A 26,917-nucleotide genomic window follows, 5' to 3' on the forward strand; every position below is an offset into this window, starting at 1 on the left:
CAGTTTTCCAGCGGAATTGTCGAGGGTTTCAATACCAAAGCAAAACTGATTACGAGAAAAGCCTATGGCTTTCGAACCTTTCATGCTACTGAAATTGCTCTGTATCATACCCTTGGCGAACTACCTGTGCCTAAAACTACCCACGAATTTTTCTGACGAGGCCCATTAATAATTGAGAACAAAGTGCTGCAGTTATGAGTTATTGACATTGTCATGATTGAGCAAGCTAAGCTAGAATAGCTATTCATTTAAACCAGCGTTGGGAGATCTTCATGAAAAATCCGAATTTTCATACCTCTGTTATGATTCGTTGTGGAATGATTATGTTCTTTCTCACAGCACTCATTTCCTGTACAGATACACGGCATGAAGATAGCGACCCACCTGGCCAGCAGGTCCGTACATGGGAGGATGAGCGAATACAGCGCGAGAAACAACAACTCGATTATCTGAATGATGCAACGATCAGGAAGATAGAGACCGATGATGATGAACGCACTCCTTGGTACAGTAATCAGTTAGGCTATGAATGGTTTAGCACTTATCCTCTTGCCTTCAATGGTGTTCCTTTTGTGTTATTACGTGCCGTTATTGAAGTTTACCCAGAGATATGGAAGGGTGAAGGATCATTGGGTAATTTAGGGTTTGGCCCTCACCCAGACGACTATGATCCTGAAACAGGCAAACTACTCCCACCCGAACAACGTCATCCCCTCCCGTATGGCTTATTCACGGTTCAAGATCCGATGATTCCAGAAGAAAAGCGCACAGATAATGTTTTTTTCTCATGTGCGGCATGTCATACGGGCAGAGTTTATGTAAATGATCGGGTGCGACATTTTGTCGGTGCGCCTAATTCGGAAATTGATGCGCAAGCCTATGCTGGTCTGCTTTACCAGACAGGTAAGAAACTTATTAAAGTCGATAGCGCTGATCCCAGCAAAATTGAGGTTGATTTAGCCCAGGTTAGCAAAATTGCGACCTTTCTCAAGGAAAAAGTAGAGGCTGATCCTGCGTGGTTTTATGGCGGTAGGACGACACAAGAAATCTTGAATAACGCTGAACGAGCCAAGGTACAGGTGGGGCGAATATTGGATAACATGGAAGGTGCAGCCAAAATTCTAGTCAGTTCAGCTAAAAAGACCGAGCTCATGTACTTGGCGCTTGCTGCTAAATTGTCCTATACCGAAAAAGATGGGCAAAAGGCCCCCGGTATTTTTGGCCCACGCCCTGGTCGTATGGATGCATTCGGGATTGCCGCTGGATTAGTTGCGTTGCATGCTAAACGAGATAGTTTTTTTGCACGTCTGCCGGATGATCATCCTTTCTTTGCTGGATTAGAAGAGTTACCTCGCGAAGAACGAATCAGGCAAGCGAGTGAACGATTATTTAAAACAGCACCTGAGTGGATGCCGCACGAGCCAGGTGCTTCAGATATCAAAAGCTTATGGTATTCTCGCGATCATGGTCTCGCCAATTGGGATTCAAATCAAGCAGCAGAGGCGCGAGTACTTGCATCCGGGGTATCATCAGGAGGGGATCCGTCAAAAGTGGATGTACGTATCCATGAAGCAATGAATCCATTTATCAATGATTTACCACCTTCTCCGTACCCCTTCGCTGTCGATGTTGAATTGGCCGCTAAAGGTAAACCGCTTTTCGAACGGGAATGTGCCGCAGCTTGTCACTATTCTCGTAATACAAACGTTTATAACGTTGGGACAGACATGAACAGAGCAGTGCAAATTTCTCCGACAGCCCGGCTAGGGTTACTAGAACTTACCCGAGAAGCTTGCGAGTTATATATCGAGCAGGGAGGAAGTGATTGGTGCTTGCCAAAACGGGGAAGTCGTGTTGCGGACGATGAGGCTTATTTCGTTACCCCACGTGGCGACGAGTCTGGTTACAAACCTGATGTACTGCATGGCATTTGGGCGCAAGCACCGTATCTTCATAATGGCTCAGTGCCTACTTTGTGGCATCTGTTGCGACCAGCTGAACGACCAACAAAATTTATCCGCGGTAATATCAAATATGACGAGCAACTAGTGGGATTTGTTTGGGATAGAGCACCTGCATTAGATGAATATGGCCCTGGTGATTCCGTTCACTTTGCAGAACATGATACTACGTTGCGCGGCAATTCAAATGCGGGTCATACCTATGGTAGTGAATGGTCTGATGAACAAGTACGTGCCGTTATCGAATACATGAAAACATTGTAGTCAACAGGAGGCAATATGGCCGATCAGGATCGAGAGACGCTAAAAGAACTATTGCAGCGATTAGCGAGCAAGTTTGTTGCACTTTTCAGCTTTTCATCGGAAAACAAAAAAGATGATGAAATAGAAAAGAATGAGACACTGCCAAGTTCTTTGCCACCTCCCTTACCAGCCACTCAAAGCTTTCTTGCTGATATAGCAAATGCCGAAGCAGATAACCCATTGCCTCCTCTACCTTTACCGTTTCCGGATCCGGAAGACATAAAGTATGCCAATGACACTGAAGCCTATACCAGCGATAAACAAGCCGCAGAAAGTGCTGTAGCAACTTTTACTGCAGCCGCAAAGATACGCGGCGCAGCCATTGCGCAGGTAATCTCTAAGTGGTTAGCAACTAATCCCTATGCGATGTTTCGAGAATTACTGGCGCAACCACGAGAAACTATGCCTATCTTTAAGCCAGCGATAGGTCCCGTCATAGTTATGCGGCATACAGAAGTCATCAAGTGCTTGGAGCGAACAGATCTCTTTACTGTCGATCCGTATGCGGCAGAAATGGCACGTGCTACAGATGACAGGAGCAAGCATCCGGAAGCTTTTTCTCACTTTATGTTGGGTACTGATCGGGATGATCTGTATCGGCTGGATGATGTCATTTTGCGTCGTGCAGTGTCACGGGCCGACAGTGCTCTATTACAACAGTTAGCTCGTGACGAAGCTGAACGATGGACACATCATGCTCAGAATGAGGGCAAAGGGGAGATCGATATCGTTCCGACAATCGCTAAATTTGTGCCGCTTCGAATCGTTAGTGATTATTTGGGTGTTCACTATTATGGGTTTGGTGAACCTTCTGTACTGCCAGGGTTGCGAGGCGGAGATTCTTTTCCTCTAAGTGACGATCTTCAGAAAGTGTTTTCTTTTACCAAGATTAAAGAAGGTATCGTTCCCACAAGTGATCAATTATTCAACTGGGTGAAAGATGCTTTCCGAAATATTTTCAACAACTTTAATTCATCTTATCCTCGATACTCGGCGTTTCGTGAGCAGGGTATTATCGCAACCGAATATCTTAGTGCTTATATATTTGCATTACTTCAATATTATAAAACGCAGTTACTACAAAGTAACCCTGTACCAGATACCATGTTGACGAGACTGATTAAAATGCAGCTTGAATTAGAACAGAACGGTCAGAAGTTCGAAGAAGAAATTACAAAATTGCTAAATATACCACTCGCGCCGGGTGAGTTAGCACGCCGTCTTTCTGATTCAATGATCAGATCTAATGTATTCGGCACAGTGGTTGGCGCGGTTGTGAATCCACAGGAAGCAACCGCACGAATTATGGATTCGATGCTCCGCTTGCAAGATGGAGAGTATATGTTTCTGCATGATTCCAGCTACGAGCAAGCAGTATGCAGTGCCAAGGTAGAGCCTGACAGTGCTCACTATACGGAGAGTCTGGAGCGCCTTCGTAAATACGCATTGGAAGCCTTGCGACTAAAGCCGCAAGGGGAAGTGCTCTTAAGGTTGTGCGTCAAAGATAATGACGTGCTTGGAGGGGTTCCGCTTAAGAAGGGGACACTTGTTTTTGCAGCCTATGCAGCTGCGATGCTGGACCCTGAAATAGTACAAAATCCGTCAGCCTTTGATGTAACACGAGATGAGCGGCTTGTACCCTATTTAAGTGAGCGAGAACGAGCCTTAGAAGCACCACAAAGCTTAATTTATTTGCAGCACGGCTATGGGCGACATAAATGTCTTGGTCGATATGCTTCGGAAATAACGATGCAAGAATCATTGCGAGCAATGTTAAGACTCGGTCCATTAAAGCGGCGTAGCGAGCTCGAAATGGATGAACAAAACTTATATGCCGTAAGTCTTAAAATTGGCTTTTGATATTCAATTGGATACATATTCCTCTAATTCAATTAATTAGTTCTTCATAAAATTCAACAACATAAAAGCGAATGCGGTAGAGATCAAGCCTACGCTTTGTAAGTGATTACACGTGACAATATCTGAAGCTGGATATTTTAAGACGAATCCTTGCGGATCGCTTGAACCACTCAATTTCTTGTGCAAACTCCACAATCAATCTCATTTTACTTCGCAGCATGAAGTCTTGAATGTGGCGTTATCTGTGAAATTTTACTTTATTCTGAACATCGAGGCTTGCGTAAAGGATAGTTGCCGCAACGAGTCTATTCTTTGGTATGCTGCATATTAAATAAAGCGAAATCCTATAAGCGTTGGATATTGAATAAATCGCTGGGTAAGTCTTAAAGAGAAGTGGATACCTGAGAAAATTTATAATGAGCCAAGACACTTTCAATCTTGATAAAAATCAATTAGTGCAACGTGCCTTCGATCAAATGGATCAGCATATACAAAACGCCGATTACACATTTCGTCAGAAACTTGCGTTGACATGTCGTATCTTGTTTGATAATGGTCATGATTCAGGTTTAGCTGGCCAGATTACGGCGCGCGCGGAGCAACCCGGAACATTTCTGACGCAACAGCTCGGTTTTGGGTTTGACGAAATCACCGCCAAGAATCTGTTGTTGGTCGATGAGAATCTGCAAGTACTGGAAGGGGAGGGTATGGCCAATCCTGCTAATCGATTTCATGCCTGGGTTTATCGGGCACGTCCTGACGTTCATTGTATTATCCATACACATGCAGTGCATACGGCAGCGCTGAGCATGCTTGAAGTGCCTCTGGAAATCTCCCATATGGATAATTGCGTGCTTTACGATGACGTGGCTTTTCTTCCCAAGTGGCCAGGCGTGCCTGTTGGAAATGAAGAAGGCGAGTTGATTGCTTCGGCATTAGGCAATAAGCGGGCTTTGTTGCTGGCACATCATGGCTTGTTGGTTGCATGCGGCAGTATCGAAGAAGCTTGTTTGCTTGCACTTGCGTTTGAGCGAGCTGCACGTATGCAGCTACTGGCTGCTTCGGCGGGTTGCATTCAACCAATCGACCCGGAATTGGGCCGTGAAGCGCATGATTGGATTTTGCGGGCACAACGCAGCGCTGCTGCTTTTGCCTACTATGCGCGCCGCAGCTTAAAGAACTTACATAATGCGGATTGTTTAATAGAATGAGCTTCATTCGTTTTACTTCCCTCACGCAGCGCTTTGCAATCTGGTTTGCACTGGTTGCGCTGCTGCCGATACTACTGATAGGTTATAGCCTATTACAAACGTTTGAAAATGAGATTCATAAGGCAGTCATTCAACAGGTTTCATCGATCGCTGATAAGAAAGTTGAACAAATCGATTTTTACCTGCAGGAGCGACAATTAGACGCCTTGCTGATTCAAGCAACTGAAACCACGCATCAGGCAATCGATGAATTTACCCGGGTATTCAAAGAACATGGCGTTGAATCCGAGGAATATCAGAAGCTCGATGCTATTTATCGCCAGCATTTCGAGCGTTTTGTCGAGGGGGCAGGCTATTACGATGTCTTTCTCATCTCCATGGATGGGTGGATGGTGTTTTCAGTTGCCCACGAATCCGATTTTCCCACTAACTTATTCACTGGCCCTTACCGTCATACCGGCCTGAGTCTGGTCACCCGGCAAGCACTGGCAACGGGGAAGAGCAGTATTTCAAATTTTGAATTTTACGAACCATCCTATGGAGCGATTGCCGCTTTTGTTGGAGTGCCCATCATCATCGAAGGTGAGATTCACGGCGTGTTTGCATTGCAAATTTTCAGTGAGCGCGTCTTTGAAGTGCTCACTAATAATGTGGGGCTTGGCAAAACGGGAGAAACGATCGTGACACGCCTGGAAAATGATCAGACTGCATTGGTGATGGCACCTTTGGTCGATGAACCAGATGCTGCATTGAAACGTACAATTCGTCTTGATGATCCTATTCGTTCAACCACTATCCGGCGCAGCTTGAGGGGGGATTCGGGTGCCGAGCTGACTACCGATTATCGTGGGAATGAAGTTGTCGCTGCGTGGCGTTATATTCCCCGCATGAGTTGGGGGATGGTGGTGCAGATTGATGTTGAAGAAGCGTTTGCTTCGGTTTTTCGGGTGCGAATGATTGGTTTTATCATTTTGGGATTAACATTTATTCTCGCGACTTTTGGCGCCTGGGTATTTAATCGCCGAGTCGTGATTCCGTTGAAAAACCTCAATGACGGTGCGCAAGCTGTCGCAGCAGGAAATTTGCATCAGCGTGTGCCGAGTGAAGGTTGGGATGAAATGGGGAAACTCGCCGAAGCCTTCAATACCATGACCGAACGATTGAATACCAGCTACCGAGTACTGGAAGATCGGGTTGCTGAACGTACAGCCGAATTGGAGTATGCCAATGCGGAACTGGCGATCAAAGAAGAAGAGATCCGTTCGGTAGTCGAACACATGGTGGATTGTGTCCTCACGACCGATGAAAGAGGCGTCATATTATCCGTTAATCCCGTAATGGAAAAGCTATTTGGTTATACGAGTGAAGAAGCGGTAGGCCAAAATGTATCGATGTTGGTGCCCGAACCTGATCGAAGCCAACATGAGTATTATATGGAGCGGTATTGCAAAACAAGGCATGGCCAGCAATATGTTGGCCACCATGCGCCTGGAACGCATAGTATCGGTCTTGGAAGAGAAGTTGAAGCGGTACATAAAAACGGTGAACGTATCCCTATCTATCTAGCTGTCAGTGAATATTTCGTGGGGGAAAAGCGCCATTTCACTGGCGTGATGCGCGATATTCGTGAGCATGTGAGAATCATGAAGGATCTTGAAAGTGCGCGGCTTGAAGCGGAGCAGGCTAATCAGGCTAAATCGGCTTTTCTAGCCGCGATGAGTCATGAAATACGCACTCCTATGAATGGGGTCATTGGCATGATCGAAGTGCTACAGCAATCGAGTTTGACCAGCTACCAAATGGAAATGACCAATCTGATTCGTGAGTCCGCTTTTGCGTTGCTGGAAATCATTGAGGATATCCTAGATTTTTCTAAAATTGAAGCTGGACGGTTAGAAATTGAGCTTAGACCCATACCGTTGGCAACCGTAGCAGAAAAAGCCTGCAGTATGCTTGAGCATATGGCGGCCAGCAAAGGGGTCGAGTTGACCTTGTTTTCGGATCCGGTGATTCCTGAAGAAGTATTAGGGGATGCTTTGCGTCTTCGCCAAGTACTGGTCAATTTGATTAGTAATGCCATAAAATTTTCCAGTGGGCAGCCCCATCCTGGACGTGTGTCAGTACAGGTCACAATGACGGAATTGGAGCCAGACCGTGTGATCGTAGCGTTCCAAGTTACGGATAATGGTATTGGCATGGATGAAGAAACACTGAATCGCTTGTTCATGCCCTTTACCCAAGGAGATGCCTCTACCACACGACGTTTTGGCGGGACAGGCTTGGGGCTGACAATTACCCATCACCTGGTAAAACTTATGGGTGGAGAGATTTCTGTCAAAAGTGCGCCGGGGGAGGGTGCTACGTTTATTGTCCATTTGCCATTTCAACTCCCCTCAAACAGACCTCTTAAAAGTAAGAACACGATCGATTTGACAGGCTTATCGTGCCTAGTCATTGGTGGAGAAGAAGGATTGGGTGGCGATCTCGTCGCATATTTAGAGTACGCAGGCGCCAGTGTAGAGCGTGCTACCGATCTTGCTGCCGCACGTGAACGGATCAAGGCACTTCCATCCAAGCAGTGGCTGCTGGTGATCGATGCGGGATATGAGGAGCCCCCTGTCGATGAGTTACGTTTGGCATTTCGTACCCGATCGAATTTGAGCTCTAGTTATAAGCCTCATTTTGTAGTCGTTAAGCGTGGGCGACGTCATCGTGGGCGTATTGAAGCAGATGGGTTAGTGACGCTGGATGGCAATATTTTATACCGTCAATCCTTCCTGCAAGCTGTTGCCGTTGCGGCAGGACGCGCAAAACTGGAAGAAGAAATGCCGTTGCCTGAGGAAGGTGTGACCCGGATTACACCGCCGTCTCGGGAGGAAGCCTTACAGCAAGGAAAATTAATTTTGGTGGCTGAAGATAATGAAATCAACCAGAAAGTCATACGACAGCAATTGACTTTACTGGGGTATGTCGCCGATGTCGTCAGCAATGGCCGTGAAGCATTTCGGCACTGGGAAAGTGGGGATTATGCATTGATTCTGACCGATTTGCACATGCCGGAAATGGATGGCTATCAATTAACCCAAGCGATTCGTTCTGCTGAAAAGGGAGAAGCGCATATTCCAATTATCGCACTGACTGCCAATGCGCTCAAAGGTGAAGCCGATCGATGCCGTGCAATTGGGATGGATGATTATCTGAGTAAACCGGTGCAGTTGGATCAACTCAAAACAACGTTGGAGAAGCGGCTACAAGCACCCGTGCACAAGCCTGTCACCCTTGAAGAGCCGATCGCTGCCAGTCAATCTGCAACACCACCGGTTGATGTGAGTATTTTGGAAGCGCTGATAGGCAATGACCCATCGACTGTTCGAGAGTTTTTACAGGATTTTCGTGTCAATGCCAAAGAAATTAGTGAGCAGCTTCATGCTGCTTACCATGCCATGGAATTTGACAAAATCAAGGGGGCCGCCCATAAGCTCAAATCGTCGGCACGTTCTGTTGGCGCTGTTGGGTTGGGAGAGTGGTGTGAGAAAATAGAACAAGCAGCCAAGGATAACAACGAAAAAGAACTAGCAAGTTTATTTCCTCATTTCGATGCGGAAATGGCAGCGGTTGATAGCTATCTTACTGCGACGGGGAAGACAAATTGAGAATTTTGAGATACAAACTCTTTGATAAATTTTAAGTGTTTGCTGGGATATGCTCTCTTTTGAATTACTGTCTCCAAGGAAATAATAATGAAAATTCATGAGTACCAAGCCAAGGAAATATTGCGACGTTATAGCGTGACAACACCTCGAGGGATTCCCTGTTTAAGTGCAGATGAGGCTGTGAGTGCCGCTGAAAAGCTTGGTGGTGACAAATGGGTTGTCAAGGCGCAAATCTATGCGGGTGGACGCGGTAAAGGCGGCGGGATCAAATTAGCCCGGTCACTGGCAGAAATCCACTCACTCGCAGATGCGATGCTGAATAAACCACTAATTACGCCACAAACTGGTCCGAATGGCCAAGTTGTTCATCGATTGTATATTGAAGAAGGTGTCGATATACAGCGCGAATACTACGTTGGTATCGTTATTGATCGTAGTCGGCAACGTGCTTGTCTGATGGCCAGTTCCGAAGGAGGAATGGATATCGAGCAGGTGGCTGCCAACACACCAGAAAAAATCCATAAAATTCTGATCAACCCTATAACCGGTTTAACTGATCAAGAGACTGAATCCTTAGCGAATAAAATTGAAATTCCTCAACCTAGCCTGGCGGATGCCTATACGTTATTAAAAGGGCTCTATCGCGCGTTCGACGAAATGGATGCATCTCTATTGGAGATCAATCCGCTCATTGTGGCGAATGATGGTAAGGTACTTGCACTCGACGCCAAGATGAATTTTGATGACAATGCACTTTTCCGTCACCCCGATGTTGTTGTTATGCGTGATCTGGATGAAGAAAATCCTTTAGAAATTGAAGCTGCTGAGCATGGACTCTCGTATGTACCACTTGATGGCAATATTGGTTGTTTGGTGAATGGGGCAGGATTGGCCATGGCAACAATGGATATCATCAAGCTATATGGCGGCGAACCGGCTAATTTTCTGGATGTTGGTGGAGGCGCGACAGCTGAAAAAGTCACCGAGGCATTCAAGATCATGCTACGCAATCCCAAACTAAGCGCTATTCTGGTGAATATTTTTGGCGGCATCATGAAGTGCGATGTTATCGCTAAGGGGGTAACCGTTGCAGCACGTGAAGTTAAATTGTCAGCACCCCTTGTTGTACGCTTGGAAGGGACCAATGTCGATCTAGGCAAGCAAATTCTGGCTGACTCTGGATTGCCGATCATTTCAGCGATAAATATGGCAGATGCCGCAGAAAAAGTAGTGAAAGCGGCAGCAGGAGGAGTTTAAATATGTCTATTTTGGTTAATCGTGATAGCCGCGTGATTACACAGGGTATTACCGGTAAAACTGGGCAATTTCATACCCGCTTATGTAGGGAGTATGCCTATGGGCAACAATGCTTTGTAGCGGGAGTCAATCCCAAAAAGCCGGGAGAACAGATCGAGGGGATTCCAGTTTACGCTACGGTCAAGGAAGCCAAGGAAGCCACAGGTGCGACGGTCTCAGTTATCTATGTACCACCTGCGTTTGCCGCTGCAGCAATAGATGAGGCTGTGGAAGCCGATCTTGATTTAGTAATTTGTATTACGGAAGGAATACCTGTTCGTGATATGCTGCGCACCCGCTATAAAATGGAGGGTAAAAAAACATTGCTGATTGGTCCGAATTGCCCCGGTATCGTCACGCCTGATGAAATCAAGATTGGAATCATGCCGGGGTATATACATAAGAAAGGGCGTATTGGGGTCGTTTCTCGATCCGGGACACTAACCTATGAAGCAGTCGCGCAATTGATGGCATTGGATCTAGGTCAATCAACCTGCATTGGGATCGGTGGTGACCCGATCAATGGATTGAAACATTTAGATGTCATGAAATTATTTAATGAAGATGAAGAAACCGATGCAGTACTCATGGTGGGCGAAATTGGAGGGACAGATGAAGAAGACTGCGCACGCTGGGTCAAAGACAATATGAAAAAACCGGTCGTAGGTTTCATAGCAGGTGTAGCCGCCCCTCCCGGCAAGCGCATGGGGCATGCAGGCGCGATTATCGCGGGTGGCAAGGGCACAGCCCAGGAAAAAATTGCCGTGATGGAAGAATGTGGAATTCGTGTCACTCGCAACCCGGCAGAGATGGGGAAGCTGCTCAAATCGGTTTTATGACGATCCAGATCCTATAAAAGAAGAAATAAGCTTGATTTAAGATAAAAGGAAGTGTGCGATGTTTCGAATTCTAGCAATGTTATCGATTGTTCTTATTGTGGGTTGTACTACAACGGGCCCGCTCCCATCCCCAACCAAGCCTGCAAAACCCCTTCCCGAATCACAGACAACGCCAACACAACCCCAGCGTCCCGCAGGCCCGCTTCCTCCCAGCACTCGTCCGACCTATAATCTCAGCGGCTATCCACCTGCAACACGGGAAGGGTATATCGACGGTTGTGAAACGGCAAAGAAAACACGTTACGGCTATAAGGATGAGCAACGTTATCTCAGCGACAGCCAGTATCGCATGGGTTGGGATGATGGATTTGCCATCTGCCAGATGCGGCGTTGACAAATTCTGATTTAAGTTGTCGGCATGTACTGCATTCATTCTTTGGTAGCTGAACGACGCTATATCCATGAAGTATGCGATCTAGGCTAACAGCTGTTATTTTTTTTCTGGGCACAGTAATGGCATTGCCTGTGTTGTCTGCAGCCTTGCCAGAATCTGTCTCACAGGCACTGAAGCAAGCTGGGATTCCTGAATCAGCTATCAGCGTTTACGTAAAGGAAGTCACTGCAAAACAGCCTGCATTAACTGTGAACGCCGACACCGCCATGAATCCCGCGTCAGTAATGAAACTCCTTACAACATACGCAGGCTTGGAGCTGCTGGGCCCTGCTTATACGTGGCGGACTGAGGTTTATGCGTTGGGCAAGATTGAAAAGGGTGTTTTACGAGGTGATTTAGCAATTAAGGGATATGGTGACCCCAATCTCAATCTGGAGAATTTCTGGTTGTTGGTTCGTCATATTCGTCAAACTGGCTTAAAGGAAATAACAGGTGATTTGATACTGGATACGAGTTATTACAATATCCCACGTACCGACCCCGGCGCTTTCGACGGCCAACCTCATAAAACCTACAATGTTTTTCCTGAAGCCGTGTTAGTCAATTATCTAACCTCTGCGCTGCATCTCACACCCCAACCAGAAAATAATACTGTTCGGGTAGTGGTTGACCCCGCTTCAGAATTGCTTGATTTGCAAAACAACCTGAAATTGACCCGAGGCAACTGCGGTGATTGGCGTAATCAGCTTCATGCCAATGTACGAAAGCCGGATGAGACAAATACTCGTGTGTCCGTAATTCTCACTGGCAACTACGCTATCCAGTGTGGCCAAAATACATATCATTTAAGCTTGCACGAGAACGCATCCTACATCCATGATTTATTCAAGAAGTTGTGGGCACAGCAAGATGGCTTATTCCGGGGCGCAGTACGCAATGGTGTTATCCCGAAAGGAATTGCTCCTCTCAGGGTGTATTATTCACCCCCACTTGCTGAAGTCGTGCGGGGAATCAATAAATTCAGCAACAACGTAGCTGCCCGGCAGCTTTATTTGGCACTGGGCGAAACGGCCATACCCCCGGATATTCAACCCTCCGTTTCACTCGATCAATCCAATGTCGCTGTCAGACGGTGGTTGTTTGCTAAGCGCCTAAGCTTCCCCGAATTGGTCATAGAAAACGGCTCGGGGTTATCCCGCATAGAGCGCATCAGCGCTTATAATATGGGCGAATTGTTGATTGCGGCATTTCAGAGTCCCGTCATGCCAGAGTTCATGTCCTCCATGGCGATTGCCGGAGCCGATGGCACGATGAGAAACCGTCTCAGAGGCACCTTGGTAGCAGGAAAAGCGCATATGAAAACGGGTACGCTCAATGATGTCATGTCAATTGCAGGCTATGTACTGGATCATAAGGATCGACGTATCGCAGTGGTTTTCTTTATCAATCATCCTCATGCAGGCAACGCTCGTACTGCGATCGATGCATTGATCAGATGGGTATATGAAAGAGCCTGACAATTAATATGCCAGAAGGGAAGGAATAATGACGATACGAATCCTAGTTACCTTGCAGGTTTTTCTGGTTGTTCTGATGATCGGTTATGTGCGTCCCGTTTGGGCAGATCCGGTCAGAGGTTTATTTACTGCAGAAAAAACTTGTCCCGCCTATGTATCTAAAAACAAGAAAACCAACCCCGATCAGACGCAAATCACGATGGGGGGAGAGTATGAAACAATCGAAGCAAACAGACCCACTCGTCCTGATTGGTACCGAATCATCGTGCCTAGCGCTCAACCGGCAGAACGCTGGGTCAGTACTGATTGCGGTCAATTCCAAGTAGCTGAGATAAATAGAGCAGGAGGTAATACATGCCGTATTGCTGGACAAGCCGATAGCCATGTACTCGCACTTTCCTGGCAACCAGCATTTTGTGAAACCAAACCCCAAAAACCAGAATGCAATATCAACGATCCCCTGTCTTATCAGGCGCGGCATTTTACGCTGCATGGCTTATGGCCTAATAAGCAGCAGTGCGGTACCAATTACGCATTTTGCGGTGATGTCAGTGTGCAGAAGAATAATTTTTGTGATTACCCTAGAGTAGAATTAAGTACAAAATCAGAGGCTTCGCTTGCCGAAGTAATGCCTAGTGTTCAAGCTGGTTCCTGTCTCGAACGCCATGAGTGGCATAAACATGGGACATGCCAAACAGATTGGTCAGAGGATGAGTATTTTGATCTATCGGTTGATTTAACCCGACAATTCAACGAATCAGGTATGGCCTATTTTATGAACCGTAGAATCGGGCAAACAGTGCGCACGGAAGATTTTCTGAACCGGCTCTCGGCAGTGCTAGGGCCTGCGGCGCGCGACCGCATTAAATTGAAATGCGAACAGGGGATGTTAGTGGAAGTTCAAATAAGCCTGACTGCTAATCTGAAGTTGGGTGATGATCTTGAAACATTGATCGAACACGCTCCTAAGCAAATTGGTTCATCGTGCCAGGAGACATTTGTTATCGATGCCATTGGTAATCAGCCGTAATTGAATGCAAACTTGATCCTGTTGGTATTTTTTAGCGTGAAATTTGGGATCCCCTACATATCCAATTTTTACCAAAACCAATAGTATTAAGTTTATCTAGGCTTGGGAATGAAGTTGAACAGATGAGTCCAAAACAACAATTTTCTAGCCCAGGGGCTCAATAATGAACCACAGTTAATATCCCTAGCCCATGTCCGTGAATAGCGATCTTAGCGAGGGCGAACCTGACTGAGGTGGATTTTTCGATCATTTGAGGCGAGTAGTTGTTCTATTTAACCAAAAGGATCGGAAATCCGGCCTAAGCCGTGACCGCAGTAGATCAATCTATTCACCGACAGACTAGCAAAGCTTAGGGATATTAACTTCTTTGAGTTTTATTCTGGCTTAGCCAATTAAGTGTGTCTTCTAGGGTTTCGCGTAGAGGGCGTGGTTTCCAACCAAGCTCTTGCTGTGCACGCGTAGTGTCATACCATGCATATCGACCCAAGATTTGAAGGGTGTCGCGGGTAATGGAGGGAGGTTTGCCAGTAATGGTCTTAGCTGTATTAAGAATTGCAACGATTACATGGGCTACCCAGATCGGTAAATGCCACCGCGGTGGCTTAACACCAGCAATAGAGGCAACTTGCTTTAGCAACTCCTCCACCATGACATTATGGCCGTTAAGTAAATATCGTTGACCGGGACGACCACGCTCGGCGGCAAGTAGCATGCCTTCCGCAAAATCACGAACATCTAGACAGCCAAAACCAACCGTGAAGACTACAGGTAGTTTTCCAGCAGCTACGGCTTGTAGTAGCTTGTTAGCAGGCGCGCCCACATAATCTTCTGGTCCCATAGTGAATGAAGGGTTAACAGCAATAACCGAGAAACCAGGGCTAGATCGAGCAAGTGCCTCTTGCTCGGCTTGCCGTCGTGTAAGTGCATATACAAGATCAAAATGATGGGTATCCCAGTCAGCTGTTTCATCCAGTGCTTGTGGATTACGATTCACACCAACAGCTAGAGAACTACTTGTAATGACGGCTTGTGTGATTCCAGCGTTAGCAGCCACATCTAATAGACGTCGTGTTCCACCGACATTGAATTCACGCATTTGATTCTCAAGAGCTTTACTAAGACCAACCAAGAAAGACAAGTGAAATACAGTATTTATTTTCTCGCAGGCGGCGCGCAAAGATGTTTCATCTTCAACCGTTCCTTCAAAGATTTCGACATTCAAACCTTGTAAAGCTGAGGTATCTGTGCCTTGAGGCACGAGGACTCGGGGCCGGATACCCCTTTTATTCAAACATTTAGTGACATGGTAGCCAAGGAAACTCGTAGGACCTGTGACCAGAACTCTGCTCTCGGGAGTTAGTATTTCACTCATAGCGGCGTTACCCCTTAATCGTTAGTGTTTCAGGGAGTGGCGTACGTTTTATGATGAATCAGTTAACTGCTACTGCTACTAACAAATAAGCTAAATTGCAGCATGGCTAATAAAAAGCTGTATGTACAACATCTTCTTACCAACTATTCGTTAGTAGCCGATATATCCACAAATCTGCTTAGTGACAATTCATTATTGTGCAGCTTGATGATACAGTAATAAAATTAATACAGAAAGTAGTGCAGCACTTTTGTATATACAGCTCAGTTGAGGAGGCTCTGCGTTGTGTCTATGTAAGACTCCTGATAAGTCAGAGAACGCAAAGAAACATAATAATACAATTGTGCTATCTCAATAGATCGCCAATTCTCTCGATTGCCATTTTGAGGTTCTGTATCGAAGTAGCAAACGATAGGCGCACATAACCTTTACAGCCAAATGCCGAGCCGGGTACAACTGCGACACCCGCTTTCTCCAACAAAAATTCGCTAAAAGTGATATCGCTGTCATTTTCTATAAGCTTTCTTTCTTGACAGGTTCGTATAGCCTGACGAACATCCGCAAACGCATAGAATGCGCCACCCGCAGACAGGCAGCGGATGCCAGGTATCCTATTCAATTCATAAGTAACAAATTGGTTGCGCTCTTTAAATGCAGCTTGCATGGGAATCATGCAGGACTGGTCACCATTCAGTGCAGCTTCGGCTGCGATTTGTGAAATAGAAGTAGGGTTGGAGGTGCTTTGTGACTGAATATTTTCCATCCCAGTAATAATTTGCTCCGGACCACCACAATAACCAATTCGCCAACCTGTCATCGCATAAGCTTTGGATACGCCGTTCAGTACCATAGTGCGGGTATACAATTCAGGGCAAGCATTAAGAATATTGACAAACTTATCATCTGACAAAAGAATGTGTTCGTACATATCATCAGATACAATTAAAATATTCGGGTGTTTCTTAATAACTTCACCTAATGCCCTTAGCTCATCAATAGTATAAACACTGCCAGAAGGATTACTGGGGCTGTTGATTATAAACATTCTAGTTTTTGGGGTTATCGCTTCTTCTAACTGTTGGGCGGTAATTTTGAAGTTATCTTCAATGCCTGTTCCAATAAAAACAGGCTTGCCTTCTGCTATAAGGACAATATCGGGATATGAAACCCAGTAAGGAGCAGGAATGATGACTTCATCCCCCGGGTTAATCGTTGCGAGAGCAAGATTAAAGAAGCTTTGTTTCCCGCCACAGGAAACCAGGATTTGCTTGGCTGTATAATCTAAATCGTTATCACGCTTAAACTTAGCGATGATAGCCTTTTTAAGGCCTGGCGTGCCACCTACTTGGGTATATTTAGTGAAGCCAGCATCGATCGCTGTAATTGCAGCATCTTTGATATGCTGCGGGGTATCGAAATCAGGTTCACCAGCGCCCAACCCAATAATATCTTTACCCTCAGATTTAAGTTTAGCTGCTTTTGCAGTAACTGCTAGGGTAGGTGAGGGTTTAATAGCCTGCGCGCGCTTTGAGAGTTCCACAACTAAGCTCCTGATTGGTTGATGCCTAACATGCTAGAATTAAAATAGTTTTGCGAAGAAATTATACCTGTGATTATTACCTTTCCCAACAGCCCATATAAGCTTTATCAATCTTTTTTGCCTGCTGGCGATCAACCAGCTGCTATCGATAAATTAGTCGAAGGTATCGAGGCCGGTTTACTCTTTCAAACCTTGCTGGGTGTCACAGGTTCAGGTAAAACTTTTACGATAGCCAATATGATCGCTCGATTAGGCCGCCCGGCTATCATTATTGCGCCAAATAAAACACTGGCAGCGCAATTATATGCAGAAATGCGCGAGTTTTTTCCAGAAAATGCAATTGAATATTTTGTATCTTACTATGATTATTATCAACCTGAAGCTTATGTACCTTCACGAGATCTTTATATTGAAAAAGACTCGAATATTAACGAGCATATCGAGCAAATGCGTCTTTCTGCAACTAAATCACTGCTTGAGCGTAAAGATACGATCATTGTAGCTACGGTATCCTGTATTTATGGTATAGGAGACCCTGTCGATTACCATAGTATGATTCTCCATTTGCGAGAGCATGAGAATATTTCCCAGCGCGACATCATTAAGCGCTTGACTGGAATGCAATATCAACGCAATGAATTTGAATTTAGCCGGGGAACTTTCCGCGTGCGTGGTGATATCGTTGATATATTTCCGGCAGAGAATTCAGAAATAGCTATTCGGGTATCTCTATTCGATGATGTCATCGAAAATATCACCTCATTTGATCCGTTGACAGGACGTACCCTACACAAGATATCTCGTTTCACGGTTTATCCTTCCAGTCACTATGTCACGCCAAGAAGCACAACAGTGCGAGCAATTGAAACAATCAAAGCCGAGCTTGCCGAACGCATCAGTTTTTTTCATCAACAAAACAAACTAGTAGAAGCTCAACGAATCGAACAGCGCACCCGCTTTGATTTGGAGATGCTGAATGAACTGGGTTTTTGTAAAGGAATTGAAAATTATTCACGGCATTTCTCCGGTAGAAAAGCAGGTGAACCGCCTCCGACGCTGATCGATTATTTACCTAGCAATGCATTGATGTTTATCGACGAGAGCCATGTGACGGTTCCACAGTTGGGGGGAATGTATCGAGGCGATCGGTCACGGAAAGAAAATTTAGTCACTTACGGTTTTCGCTTGCCTTCTGCATTGGATAACCGCCCGCTGAAATTTGACGAATTCGAGAAACTAATGCCCCAAACCGTTTTTATCTCAGCTACGCCTGCTGATTATGAGGCAAGAAAAAGTGGGCAAGTGATAGAGCAAGTAGTTAGACCAACAGGCTTAGTTGACCCGGAAATTATCTTGCGGCCAGTTGCCACACAGGTGGATGATTTGATGTCTGAAGTTACTGCACGTGCAGTAAAAGGGGAGCGGACGCTGGTAACGACACTTACTAAGCGTATGGCCGAAGATTTAACCGATTATTTCTCAGATCACGGTATTAGAGTGCGCTATCTTCATTCCGACATTGATACGGTTGAGCGTGTAGAAATTATCAGGGACTTGCGCTTAGGTAAATTTGATGTGTTGGTAGGCATTAATTTACTACGAGAAGGCTTGGATATACCCGAAGTTTCGCTGGTAGGCATACTGGATGCCGATAAGGAAGGTTTTTTGCGCTCTGAGCGGTCACTGATACAGACTATCGGAAGAGCCGCACGTCATATCAATGGAACCGCAATTCTTTATGCCGATCATGTTACAAATTCAATACAGCGGGCAATCGAAGAAACTGACCGGCGGCGAAATAAACAACTTTTATTTAATCAGGAAAATAATATTACGCCTAAAAGCGTCAGTAAACGCATCAAGGACCTCATTGATGGTGTTTATGATAGTGAGCAACGAAGCAGCCAGATACAAATGGCGCAAGCTCAAGCCCGTTATGAAAATATGAGTGAGGTCCAGTTAGCCAAAGAAATTCAAGTATTAGAAAAGCACATGCTGGAATCCGCAAAAAACCTGGAATTTGAAAAAGCGGCCCAATATCGCGATCAAATCAAGAATTTGAAAAATAAATTATTTATTGGTTTTATAGAACCGGATGTATCACAGAATCGTTAAAAAACCAGGCAAGTAAAAAAGCGTAGCAGATTTAGCTTTGCCTGGAATTTAATGATGCGGGCTATTGAGCGACTTTTACCTGGGTCGAAGTGACAAAAACAAGCCGATTGAATGTACGATTCAATGTTTTGCTGGTGAAGTTATGCATCGTCATGCTTTCAGCAAATCGGATATGGTCGCCTATTTTGACTTTGGTGGTGGGTGCTGCAATCCAGAATCGCTTGCTGCCATTTTCTAATTCCATATAAGTATATCCTGCAGTATCCAGTGTCGAAACGACAATCCCTTCGTTGTCCGGTAATTTTTCTGCGCTTGCGAGCAAAATTCTATTGGAGGAAGTTTGGTCAGCATAAATCAATGTTGATTCAAATAAAAATGCGACTAATGTAAAAGCTACAACTTTATATAAAGTTTTCATAGTTTATTGTTTATGATTTTTCAGCAATTAAAAACGAATTGTGTACTGCGCATAAAAGAAATCAGGAGAAATGCCTGGTCTCTGATTATTGACAAAGGTGCCACTAAATAGTTTGGAATAGCCAACAAGTACATCTTGATGACGACTAATATGGAAATTGACTCGGAAATCAATTTCATCACCAATATGGCTACCTGACTGCCCAGTAATATCACGCAGGGTGCCAATTCCAGCTGTGTTGTAAAGATAATCACGTTCATTAGCTAAATAGAATCGATGGTATTGAGCAATGAACGTAAACCAAGGCTGAGGGTGCAAGGTCACTTGGGCATTGAAATCGTGTAAGTTCTGACGCCCTACCAGATCCATGTAGCCTAAGTAGTAATGCCCAAATGGGAAAAGATGATTAAAAGTATTGGTTCGACCATCATTCGGATTGCTGTCACCTGATGCAAAATCATAGCGTAGCCAGAATTGCGGATTCATAGGGAAAGGCAGGTGGTAACCAAGCCCTGTTGCTACGGCGAAAGCTGAGATATCTAAATTTGATCGTTCACCAAACTGATACATACCCTCAAACTCATAAAGGAAACGATTATAGTCACCTGCGATACGCCCTCCCACAGTTTGTAAGGTTGAATTGCCTTGCAAAATATTACCTTGATGAATATTTAATGGTGAGACAACTCGATTATCGATCAGGCTAAGAAAATATAAATCAAGCAGCTGACCTTTCATTGGTTTATAGGTACCCCATAATCCAAAAAAGTTTCGGTCTTTATCCCAGTGATCAAACTCATTTCTCTCAGTTGTCATCGGTCTGACAAAAAATGCATCCAAATCGAATGTGGGCGTCCTCCAGAACGTCTTGATACCTTGAAAAGTCCTGCGGGTATTAGCCCAATCAAGAGTGGAAATCAACCTTTGTGAGCCGTAGAGCAATTCTTGTCGACCAACCCGCATATACGCCGGTCCATCTAGGAACTGCCCTAGTTTGATATCGGCGAATAGATTCAGCATGTCAGTATGATTTTTGTCGATAGCCAGTGCAGGTAAATCCTGACCCGCAGCGCGAGCATCGAGGAATTCAGCAAAGAGTCTGAAGCGATCCTGGTACCATAGATCTGCGTGGAAACGTGTGCGAAAAAGATGATAGTTATTATCGGCACCTGCTGCATTCAGGCGGCTATCCGTTTCGTGCATGTATCGATACCAGAACTGACCGCCAAATGACAGCAACCAATCATCATTTAACTGAATACGTTTTGCAGGATCGAAAAAATCTTTCTCATGCCCGGGTTTGTCGAGATACCGAAAATCAATATCGAATGCCGAAGTAGGGAGTAGCGCAAAAGGAGCATAAGGTGAGACAGGGGGCGCTTCACGCTTATTTCCAGTCATCAAATCCCAAAGCGAGTAGTAGCCAGGTCCAGCGGGCGGTATCGTAAAAATGCCTACTCGAGGCATCGGGGTTACAGGGGGTGTTTGTGACCAATTAAATTTCTGATTTTCGTTGTCTACGGGTTCCGACGAGTGAACCTGGATTGCAAGTGTGGCAACGGAAAAACCAAAAATGAGTTTCAGTAAATTTATTCTTGCTAGAGAGCAATATTTTAGCTTGTAGTCTCTAAAAGAATCGAATGGAAACATTACTTTATTAACCTCCCCAGTATTTTTGCATTGAATAAGAGTTTTCTGACATTAGATCAGAAGTTATATTTTTTTGATTTTAATATTAATTTTAACAAAAAAAGATTACTAACCCTATCTTCTATTGAATTATAAGGACTATATGGTTCAGGAATGGGCAAGGAAACTGATATCGATTTGCAGACAACGCTGATTTAATTTACTCCGACCAAGCAGAAAATTGCGAATTAGAGTGGTAAGTTAGCAATGCTTTGCTAAATATCACGACATGATCAGCTTCTAGTCTGATGCCAAGTTTTTCACCAATGGCGTGGTCATGGTGGCTGGGTATAAGCGACAGTACTGTCATACCACTTGCTAATTTAAGTGTATAAAGTATTTCAGCGCCACGAAAAGCTTTATGTGTAATTAAGGCTTGTGTGCTACTTTCAGGGCAATACACGATATCGTCAGGCCGTATCAATATTTCGACTTCACTCCCTATGGGGCAGATTTCCTGATCTGATTCGCAATGATGATAAATGTCTTTGGACAGAACGCCTAATTCCATCTCAATCATCCCAAGATCAAGTACTTTGCCAGGTAAAAATACACCTTGACCAATAAAATTAGCCACAAAACGATTAGCGGGCCGGTGGTATAAATTGTAAGCGGTATCCCATTGCATGATTTTTCCTTGGTGCATCACGCCGATCATATCAGCGACTGAGAAGGCTTCACCTTGATCATGTGTAACCAGAATGGCAGTTATTTGCTGATTTTTTAAAATTTCACGTACTTCCTGGCTCAGGCGCTCGCGCAGCGTAATGTCCAAATTAGAAAAGGGTTCATCTAGTAATAGCAAATCAGGGCGAGGCGCCAGTGCGCGAGCAAGTGCAACGCGTTGCTGCTGTCCTCCTGAGAGCTCATGAGGATATCTGTCGGCTGCTTCTATGAGACCGATGGTTTTGAGCATGTCAATAACCCGTTGTTTGCGCTCTTGCGTAGGGCTGCGATGCAATCCAAAACCAATATTTTCTGCCACAGTCAAATGGGGAAACAAGGCATAATCCTGGAAAACCATGCCAATACGTCTTTGTTCCGGTGGTAGGCTAAAATGAGAATCACTCACCGCTACGCCATTAAGCGATATTTGGCCTGCTGTTAATGATTCAAAGCCAGCTATACAACGCAATACCGTTGTTTTTCCACAACCACTTGGTCCTAGCAAACAACCAATTTCGCCTTTTTGGAGATCAAACGATAAATCGTCAAAAGTCTTATGGTTACCGTAACAATGTTGAATCTGGTTTATCTTTAGTAGAGTACTCACTTGGCTTACTTGTCGGTCTGTCGCATCAGCAAAATAATTGGCACTAGTCCTGCCATGACAAGTGTAACTGCAGGCAGTGCAGCATGCTCCCACTCACCTTCCGAGGTTAACGCAAATATACGGACGGCCAAGGTATCCCAGCCAAAAGGGCGGGTCATTAAAGTAATTGGCATTTCTTTCATTACATCGACAAAAACCAGTGCGGCTGCTGTAAAAATACCTGTTTTCAATATCGGTAGATGGATTCTTCGTAATATTGACCACCCTGTCAAACCAAATCCCATTGCAGCTTCATCGATATTGCGCGTAATACGTTGCATGGCACTGTCTATCGGATAATGGCCGACTGCAAGAAAACGAGTCATATATGCAATAAGCATTACACCGAGTGTGCCTTGAATCAAGAATCCAATTTCTACTTGAAACAGCTTTAACCACCATGCGTTCAATAAATCATCCACCCACACGACAGGGATAAAAATACCGACAGCTAAAACTGCACCCGGCAAAGCATAGCCAATGGTAGCTATGCGTACCGCTATCCGAGTAGTTGTATCAGAATAGAGGCGTGCAGCATAAACGAGTAATAAAGCGGCAAAACAAGTAATGAGTGTGGCAGCGGCTGAAAGCAGTACGGAATGGAACAGAAATTCGAAATAGCGCTGGTCGAAACTTTCCATTAGCGACTGGATTGCCCAGATGGACAGTTGAATGATGGGTAAAATAAAGGCAAGAAATAAAACACTTGCTGCAAAGCAAGCTACTGCGCTGCTTCGCCAGCCTGATAGGGCGATACGATCAACACGTGCACTTCGTTTGGTTTCTGCATAGCGCATCCGTATTCGAAATTGTTGCTCGGCAATAATGACTACAAAAACGATAAGTATCAACAGTGATGCGAGCTGAGAGGCTGCGGGTAGCGAGAACAGACCAAACCAAGCCTTGTAGATCGCCGTGGTAAACGTATCATAATTAAATATAGCAACCGTCCCAAAATCCGCGAGTGTTTCCATGAGCGTAAGCATTAAACCACCAGCAATCCAAGGCCGCGCCATGGGTAGCGAAACTTTGAAAAAACCTTGTCTTTGGTTAAGGCCGAGTGATTGCGCTACTTCTAATAATCGTTTTCCCTGCGTGAGGAAAGCATTACGCGCCATAAGATAGACATAAGGATAAAAGGCAAGCGTCATCACCAGGATAACGCCACTTCGCCCGTATAAATCAGGGAACCAGGGTAATTCTGTTCCCAACCAAGTTCGAAGGTTGGTTTGAATCGGGCCGGTGTAATCGAATAAACCGAGTACTACAAATGCAGTCACGTAAGCTGGAATGGCCAATGGTAATAATAACGCCCATGAAAAAAACCGACTTCCCGGAAATTCATAAACCGCGGTAAACCAAGCTAGGCTAACCCCTAGCAACGCGGAACCCGTCAGGACACCTAGAGCAAGCCAGAAGGTATTGATCAATAACGTGAGCAGAGTCGTTTCGACAAGATGCTGCCAGACATCATTTGCTGGCATAAAAACGGAGGAGAAAACGACTGCAATTGGTATGAGGATAAGTGCTGCAATGAGAAAAGGAATTATTCTCCAAATATTTGCAGCACCTTTCAAGTGAAAAAATGTTTGGGGAGGGTCTACAGTTTTATCTCCTTTAGTAAAATAGTTTTCATTTTTCACATGTACTTACTCGCTTATCGATAGCCAGCACGATCCATTAATTTTACTGCGGTAGTTTGCAATTCACCTGCTTTAACAACATTCATTTGGTTTTGCTTGAATTCTCCCCAGGCCGAAACAGTTTCACTTGGTTGAATTTGGGGATTAGCTGGATATTCCATATTGATATCAGCAAACAGGTTTTGAGCTTTGTCAGAAGATAAAAACTCTAATAATTTAATAGCCGACCGCTCATTTTTACTATATTGAGTCACGCCTGCACCAGAAATATTGACATGAACACCGCTGTTATTTTGATTTGGCCAAAAGATAGCTAGTGGTAAGGCAGGGTTTGCCTCCATCAATCTTCCAAAATAATAGGTATTGATTACTGTTACATCGCAGCGGCCTGCAGCTACAAACTCCAATGCTTTTGTATCGTCAGATAATGGCTCGGTTGCAAGGTTAGCTACCCAACCTTTTACAATCCGTTCGGTTTCGGCTTCACCATGTTCAGCAATCATCATGGCAACCAGCGATTGATTATAAACCTTCTTGGAAGTACGTAAACATAACCTGCCTTTCCATTTAGGGTCAGCCAAATCTTCATAGGTAGAGAGTTCGGTGGGTTTTACTTTTTGAGTATTGTAAACAAGGGTACGTGCCCGTACCGATAGGCCAAACCATTGGCCACGCGGATCGCGTAGATGTGCAGGTATATTTGATTCAAGTATGGGAGAAGAAATCGATTTTAATAATCCTGCACGAGCAGCCTCCCACAAATTCCCTGCATCAACCGTTATGAGAACATCAGCTGGTGTTCTTCGTCCTTCAGCCTTGAGCCTTGCTAAAAGCGCGCCTTCCTTATCCGTCGTAAATTTGACTTGAATACCCGTTTCACGGGTAAAAGCATCGAACATAGGTTTGATAAGCTGTTCGATTCTCGCCGAATAGACAACCACCTGCTCAGCGCGTGCATTGGTGGCTAGAAAGAAAAAGCAGCAGCCTATGATTGCAAATAAACGAATAAAAGAAGTTGGTTTGTGCATTTAAATTTAATGAAGACAAAAAGAGATTGGTAAAAAGTTTTTAACTTTGGTTTACAGGTAATTATACTATGAATAAGAACAATTATCAGTTGTCCAGTGTTAAGGCTGCAATAAAATTACTTCGTGGTTGATCATGAATTATTGAAGAGCCTGTAATGGATTGGTATAAGTCAACCCGAATGCTTCCGCAACTGCAGGATGTGTGACATAGCCACGGTAGGTATTTAAACCGTGCTGCAGAGTGCGCTCTTGGCGTACGGCATTTAAACCTTCGTTCGCAAGCTTTACTACGTAAGTGGCTGTCTGATTGTTAAGCGCGAAAGTGCTCGTGCGAGGGACAGCGCCCGGCATATTAGTAACACAATAGTGCAGTACGCCATCAACTTCATAAACCGGGTGACTATGTGTGGTTGGATGTGTTGTTTCAACACATCCACCTTGATCAACCGCCACATCGACGATAACGGATCCTTTGCGCATGTCTGCTAGCATTTCTTTAGTGATGAGCCAAGGCGCGCGTCCACCTGGAATGAGTATTGCGCCAATGACCAGATCAGCTTGAAAGACTAACTCTCTGATATTGAGACCATCGCTCATGCGCGTCAATAATTGACCTCTGTAGATATCATCGAGATATTTCAGTCGGTTATGGTTCACATCTAGTACAGTTACTTGGGCACCCATGCCAACTGCAACTCTTGCTGCATTTGCACCGACTATACCTGCTCCAAGAATAACGACATTAGCGGGCGCTACGCCAGGTACGCCACTCATAAGGATGCCCCTTCCTCCCGATGTTTTCAATAAGTAGGTAGCCCCTATTTGGGTCGCCATTCTGCCGGCCACCTCGCTCATGGGCGCGAGTAAAGGCAATTCTCCTGATGCCGTTTGTACAGTTTCGTATGCAATGCCTGTTGTGCCTGTGGCTAACAGTACATCCACTAAAGATTTATTCGAAGCGAGGTGTAGGTAGGTGAAGAGAATGAGTTCTTGGCGTAAATAGCGGTATTCTGGTTCAGTAGGTTCTTTTACTTTAACGACTAATTGTGCTGACCAAGCGTCATCAGCATTGAAAACAATATCGGCGCCTGCAGAGCGATAATCATCATCGGAAAAAGCACTCCCAATTCCCGCACCAGTTTGAACTCGCACTAGATGCCCTTGGTTTGTCAAAGTGTGCACTGTACCGGGGGACATCCCCACACGGAATTCATTATCTTTCGTCTCCTTGGGCAATCCAATAATCATGATTTAAATCCTAATTAGGTTGTTCAAAATAATTCATTTATTTTTATGTCTTTGATGACACTGGCTAATCGATCGACAAAACCACGTGAAATGCAAGTTGTAATTACTTAATATAGCTGTGCAGTATAGGCGACGACCGAATTTGCTACGAGATAAAATATGACAATTTATCTGAGGAGAAAATACCCAAAGTTTCAGAAGCAGATACATTATTTTTTCTGCAAGTAGAGATAGCCTACGCACCTCGCATTAGATTTCGACACCTTCTTTTGCTAAAACAGCTTGATAGCTTTTGATGGAGCTGGGTTATGTGAATACTGTTCTCACATCGATTATTAGAGTAAGTATGGGTATCACGCAATATATTGTATTCATTTGAGAAGGCGATGTGGCCAATATACTTTGGCCTTGATGAAGGGGTCGACGGTGTCGCTGCCTAATGAAAGCGGACAATTTTGAGCTGGATACTAAGGCTATCCGTGAACTGC

19 protein-coding genes are annotated in these 26,917 nt (G+C 44.8%); 11 read left to right on the forward strand and 8 right to left on the reverse strand.

The features are described 5' to 3' along the window. The 10 genes from C8R30_RS13170 to C8R30_RS13215 all read left to right on the forward strand — a co-directional run. On the forward strand, positions 1-156 hold a 156-nt coding region (locus C8R30_RS13170; protein ID WP_143068222.1), incomplete at its 5' end, for a transposase. 116 nt (positions 157-272) lie between these two features. Then, positions 273-2,225 (forward strand): c-type cytochrome, encoded by a 1,953-nt coding sequence (locus C8R30_RS13175; RefSeq protein ID WP_107790328.1) that lies wholly within the window; start codon positions 273-275, stop codon positions 2,223-2,225. 15 nt (positions 2,226-2,240) lie between these two features. Beyond that, a complete protein-coding gene (locus C8R30_RS13180; protein WP_107790329.1) occupies positions 2,241-4,124 on the forward strand; it encodes a cytochrome P450 in 1,884 nt (627 codons plus the stop codon). Positions 4,125-4,540: 416 nt separating this feature from the next. After that, the gene (locus tag C8R30_RS13185) at positions 4,541-5,335 is read left to right on the forward strand and encodes an aldolase (protein ID WP_090671193.1); all 795 of its coding nucleotides are present in this window, start codon (positions 4,541-4,543) and stop codon (positions 5,333-5,335) included. Next, entirely contained in the window at positions 5,332-8,988 is a 3,657-nt protein-coding gene (locus C8R30_RS13190; RefSeq protein ID WP_258192054.1) for an ATP-binding protein, read from the forward strand. Before C8R30_RS13185 ends, C8R30_RS13190 begins: the two co-directional genes overlap by 4 nt. 87 nt (positions 8,989-9,075) lie before the next feature. After that, positions 9,076-10,245, forward strand: a complete 1,170-nt coding sequence (gene sucC / locus C8R30_RS13195) for an ADP-forming succinate--CoA ligase subunit beta (protein ID WP_107790330.1) — start codon at positions 9,076-9,078, stop codon at positions 10,243-10,245. A gap of 2 nt (positions 10,246-10,247) precedes the next feature. Beyond that, the gene (gene sucD / locus C8R30_RS13200) at positions 10,248-11,123 is read left to right on the forward strand and encodes a succinate--CoA ligase subunit alpha (RefSeq protein WP_090671187.1); all 876 of its coding nucleotides are present in this window, start codon (positions 10,248-10,250) and stop codon (positions 11,121-11,123) included. A 58-nt stretch (positions 11,124-11,181) separates the two neighbouring features. Beyond that, entirely contained in the window at positions 11,182-11,517 is a 336-nt protein-coding gene (locus tag C8R30_RS13205; RefSeq protein ID WP_090671184.1) for a hypothetical protein, read from the forward strand. A gap of 74 nt (positions 11,518-11,591) precedes the next feature. After that, positions 11,592-13,034, forward strand: coding sequence for a D-alanyl-D-alanine carboxypeptidase/D-alanyl-D-alanine endopeptidase (gene dacB / locus C8R30_RS13210; RefSeq protein ID WP_107790331.1), 1,443 nt, complete (start codon positions 11,592-11,594; stop codon positions 13,032-13,034). 28 nt (positions 13,035-13,062) lie between these two features. Continuing rightward, positions 13,063-14,064 carry a ribonuclease T2 family protein gene (locus tag C8R30_RS13215; RefSeq protein ID WP_107790332.1) on the forward strand — a complete coding sequence of 334 codons (1,002 nt, stop codon included), beginning with the start codon at positions 13,063-13,065 and terminating at the stop codon, positions 14,062-14,064. Between the two features lie 358 nt (positions 14,065-14,422). Here the strand turns inward: C8R30_RS13215 and C8R30_RS13220 are convergent, their stop codons facing one another. Both C8R30_RS13220 and C8R30_RS13225 read right to left on the reverse strand, forming a co-directional pair. Further along, positions 14,423-15,436, reverse strand: coding sequence for an NAD-dependent epimerase/dehydratase family protein (locus C8R30_RS13220; RefSeq protein WP_107783684.1), 1,014 nt, complete (start codon positions 15,434-15,436; stop codon positions 14,423-14,425). Positions 15,437-15,782: 346 nt separating this feature from the next. Next, positions 15,783-16,976, reverse strand: coding sequence for a pyridoxal phosphate-dependent aminotransferase (locus tag C8R30_RS13225; protein WP_107790333.1), 1,194 nt, complete (start codon positions 16,974-16,976; stop codon positions 15,783-15,785). A 69-nt stretch (positions 16,977-17,045) separates the two neighbouring features. On the opposite strand from C8R30_RS13225, the gene uvrB reads away from it, so the two are divergent. After that, positions 17,046-19,091, forward strand: coding sequence for an excinuclease ABC subunit UvrB (uvrB, locus tag C8R30_RS13230; RefSeq protein ID WP_107783686.1), 2,046 nt, complete (start codon positions 17,046-17,048; stop codon positions 19,089-19,091). Between the two features lie 61 nt (positions 19,092-19,152). Here the strand turns inward: uvrB and C8R30_RS13235 are convergent, their stop codons facing one another. The 6 genes from C8R30_RS13235 to ald form a co-directional block, all read right to left on the reverse strand. Beyond that, complete coding sequence (locus tag C8R30_RS13235) at positions 19,153-19,509, reverse strand: NrfJ (protein WP_239654051.1); 357 nt, start codon at positions 19,507-19,509, stop codon at positions 19,153-19,155. A gap of 27 nt (positions 19,510-19,536) precedes the next feature. Then, complete coding sequence (locus tag C8R30_RS13240; protein WP_090671165.1) at positions 19,537-21,159, reverse strand: alginate export family protein; 1,623 nt, start codon at positions 21,157-21,159, stop codon at positions 19,537-19,539. A 199-nt stretch (positions 21,160-21,358) separates the two neighbouring features. Continuing rightward, positions 21,359-22,471: an ABC transporter ATP-binding protein gene (locus tag C8R30_RS13245; RefSeq protein WP_090671162.1), complete on the reverse strand. Its 1,113-nt coding sequence runs from the start codon at positions 22,469-22,471 to the stop codon at positions 21,359-21,361. 5 nt (positions 22,472-22,476) lie between these two features. Next, positions 22,477-23,994, reverse strand: coding sequence for an ABC transporter permease (locus C8R30_RS13250; protein ID WP_181257777.1), 1,518 nt, complete (start codon positions 23,992-23,994; stop codon positions 22,477-22,479). Positions 23,995-24,167: 173 nt separating this feature from the next. Then, positions 24,168-25,181, reverse strand: a complete 1,014-nt coding sequence (locus C8R30_RS13255; RefSeq protein ID WP_090671156.1) for a Fe(3+) ABC transporter substrate-binding protein — start codon at positions 25,179-25,181, stop codon at positions 24,168-24,170. A 138-nt stretch (positions 25,182-25,319) separates the two neighbouring features. Then, entirely contained in the window at positions 25,320-26,429 is a 1,110-nt protein-coding gene (gene ald / locus C8R30_RS13260) for an alanine dehydrogenase (protein WP_090671153.1), read from the reverse strand. Between the last annotated feature and the right edge of the window lie 488 nt (positions 26,430-26,917).

The sequence above is a fragment of the Nitrosomonas nitrosa genome (assembly GCF_003051105.1).
Lineage (GTDB): Bacteria > Pseudomonadota > Gammaproteobacteria > Burkholderiales > Nitrosomonadaceae > Nitrosomonas > Nitrosomonas nitrosa.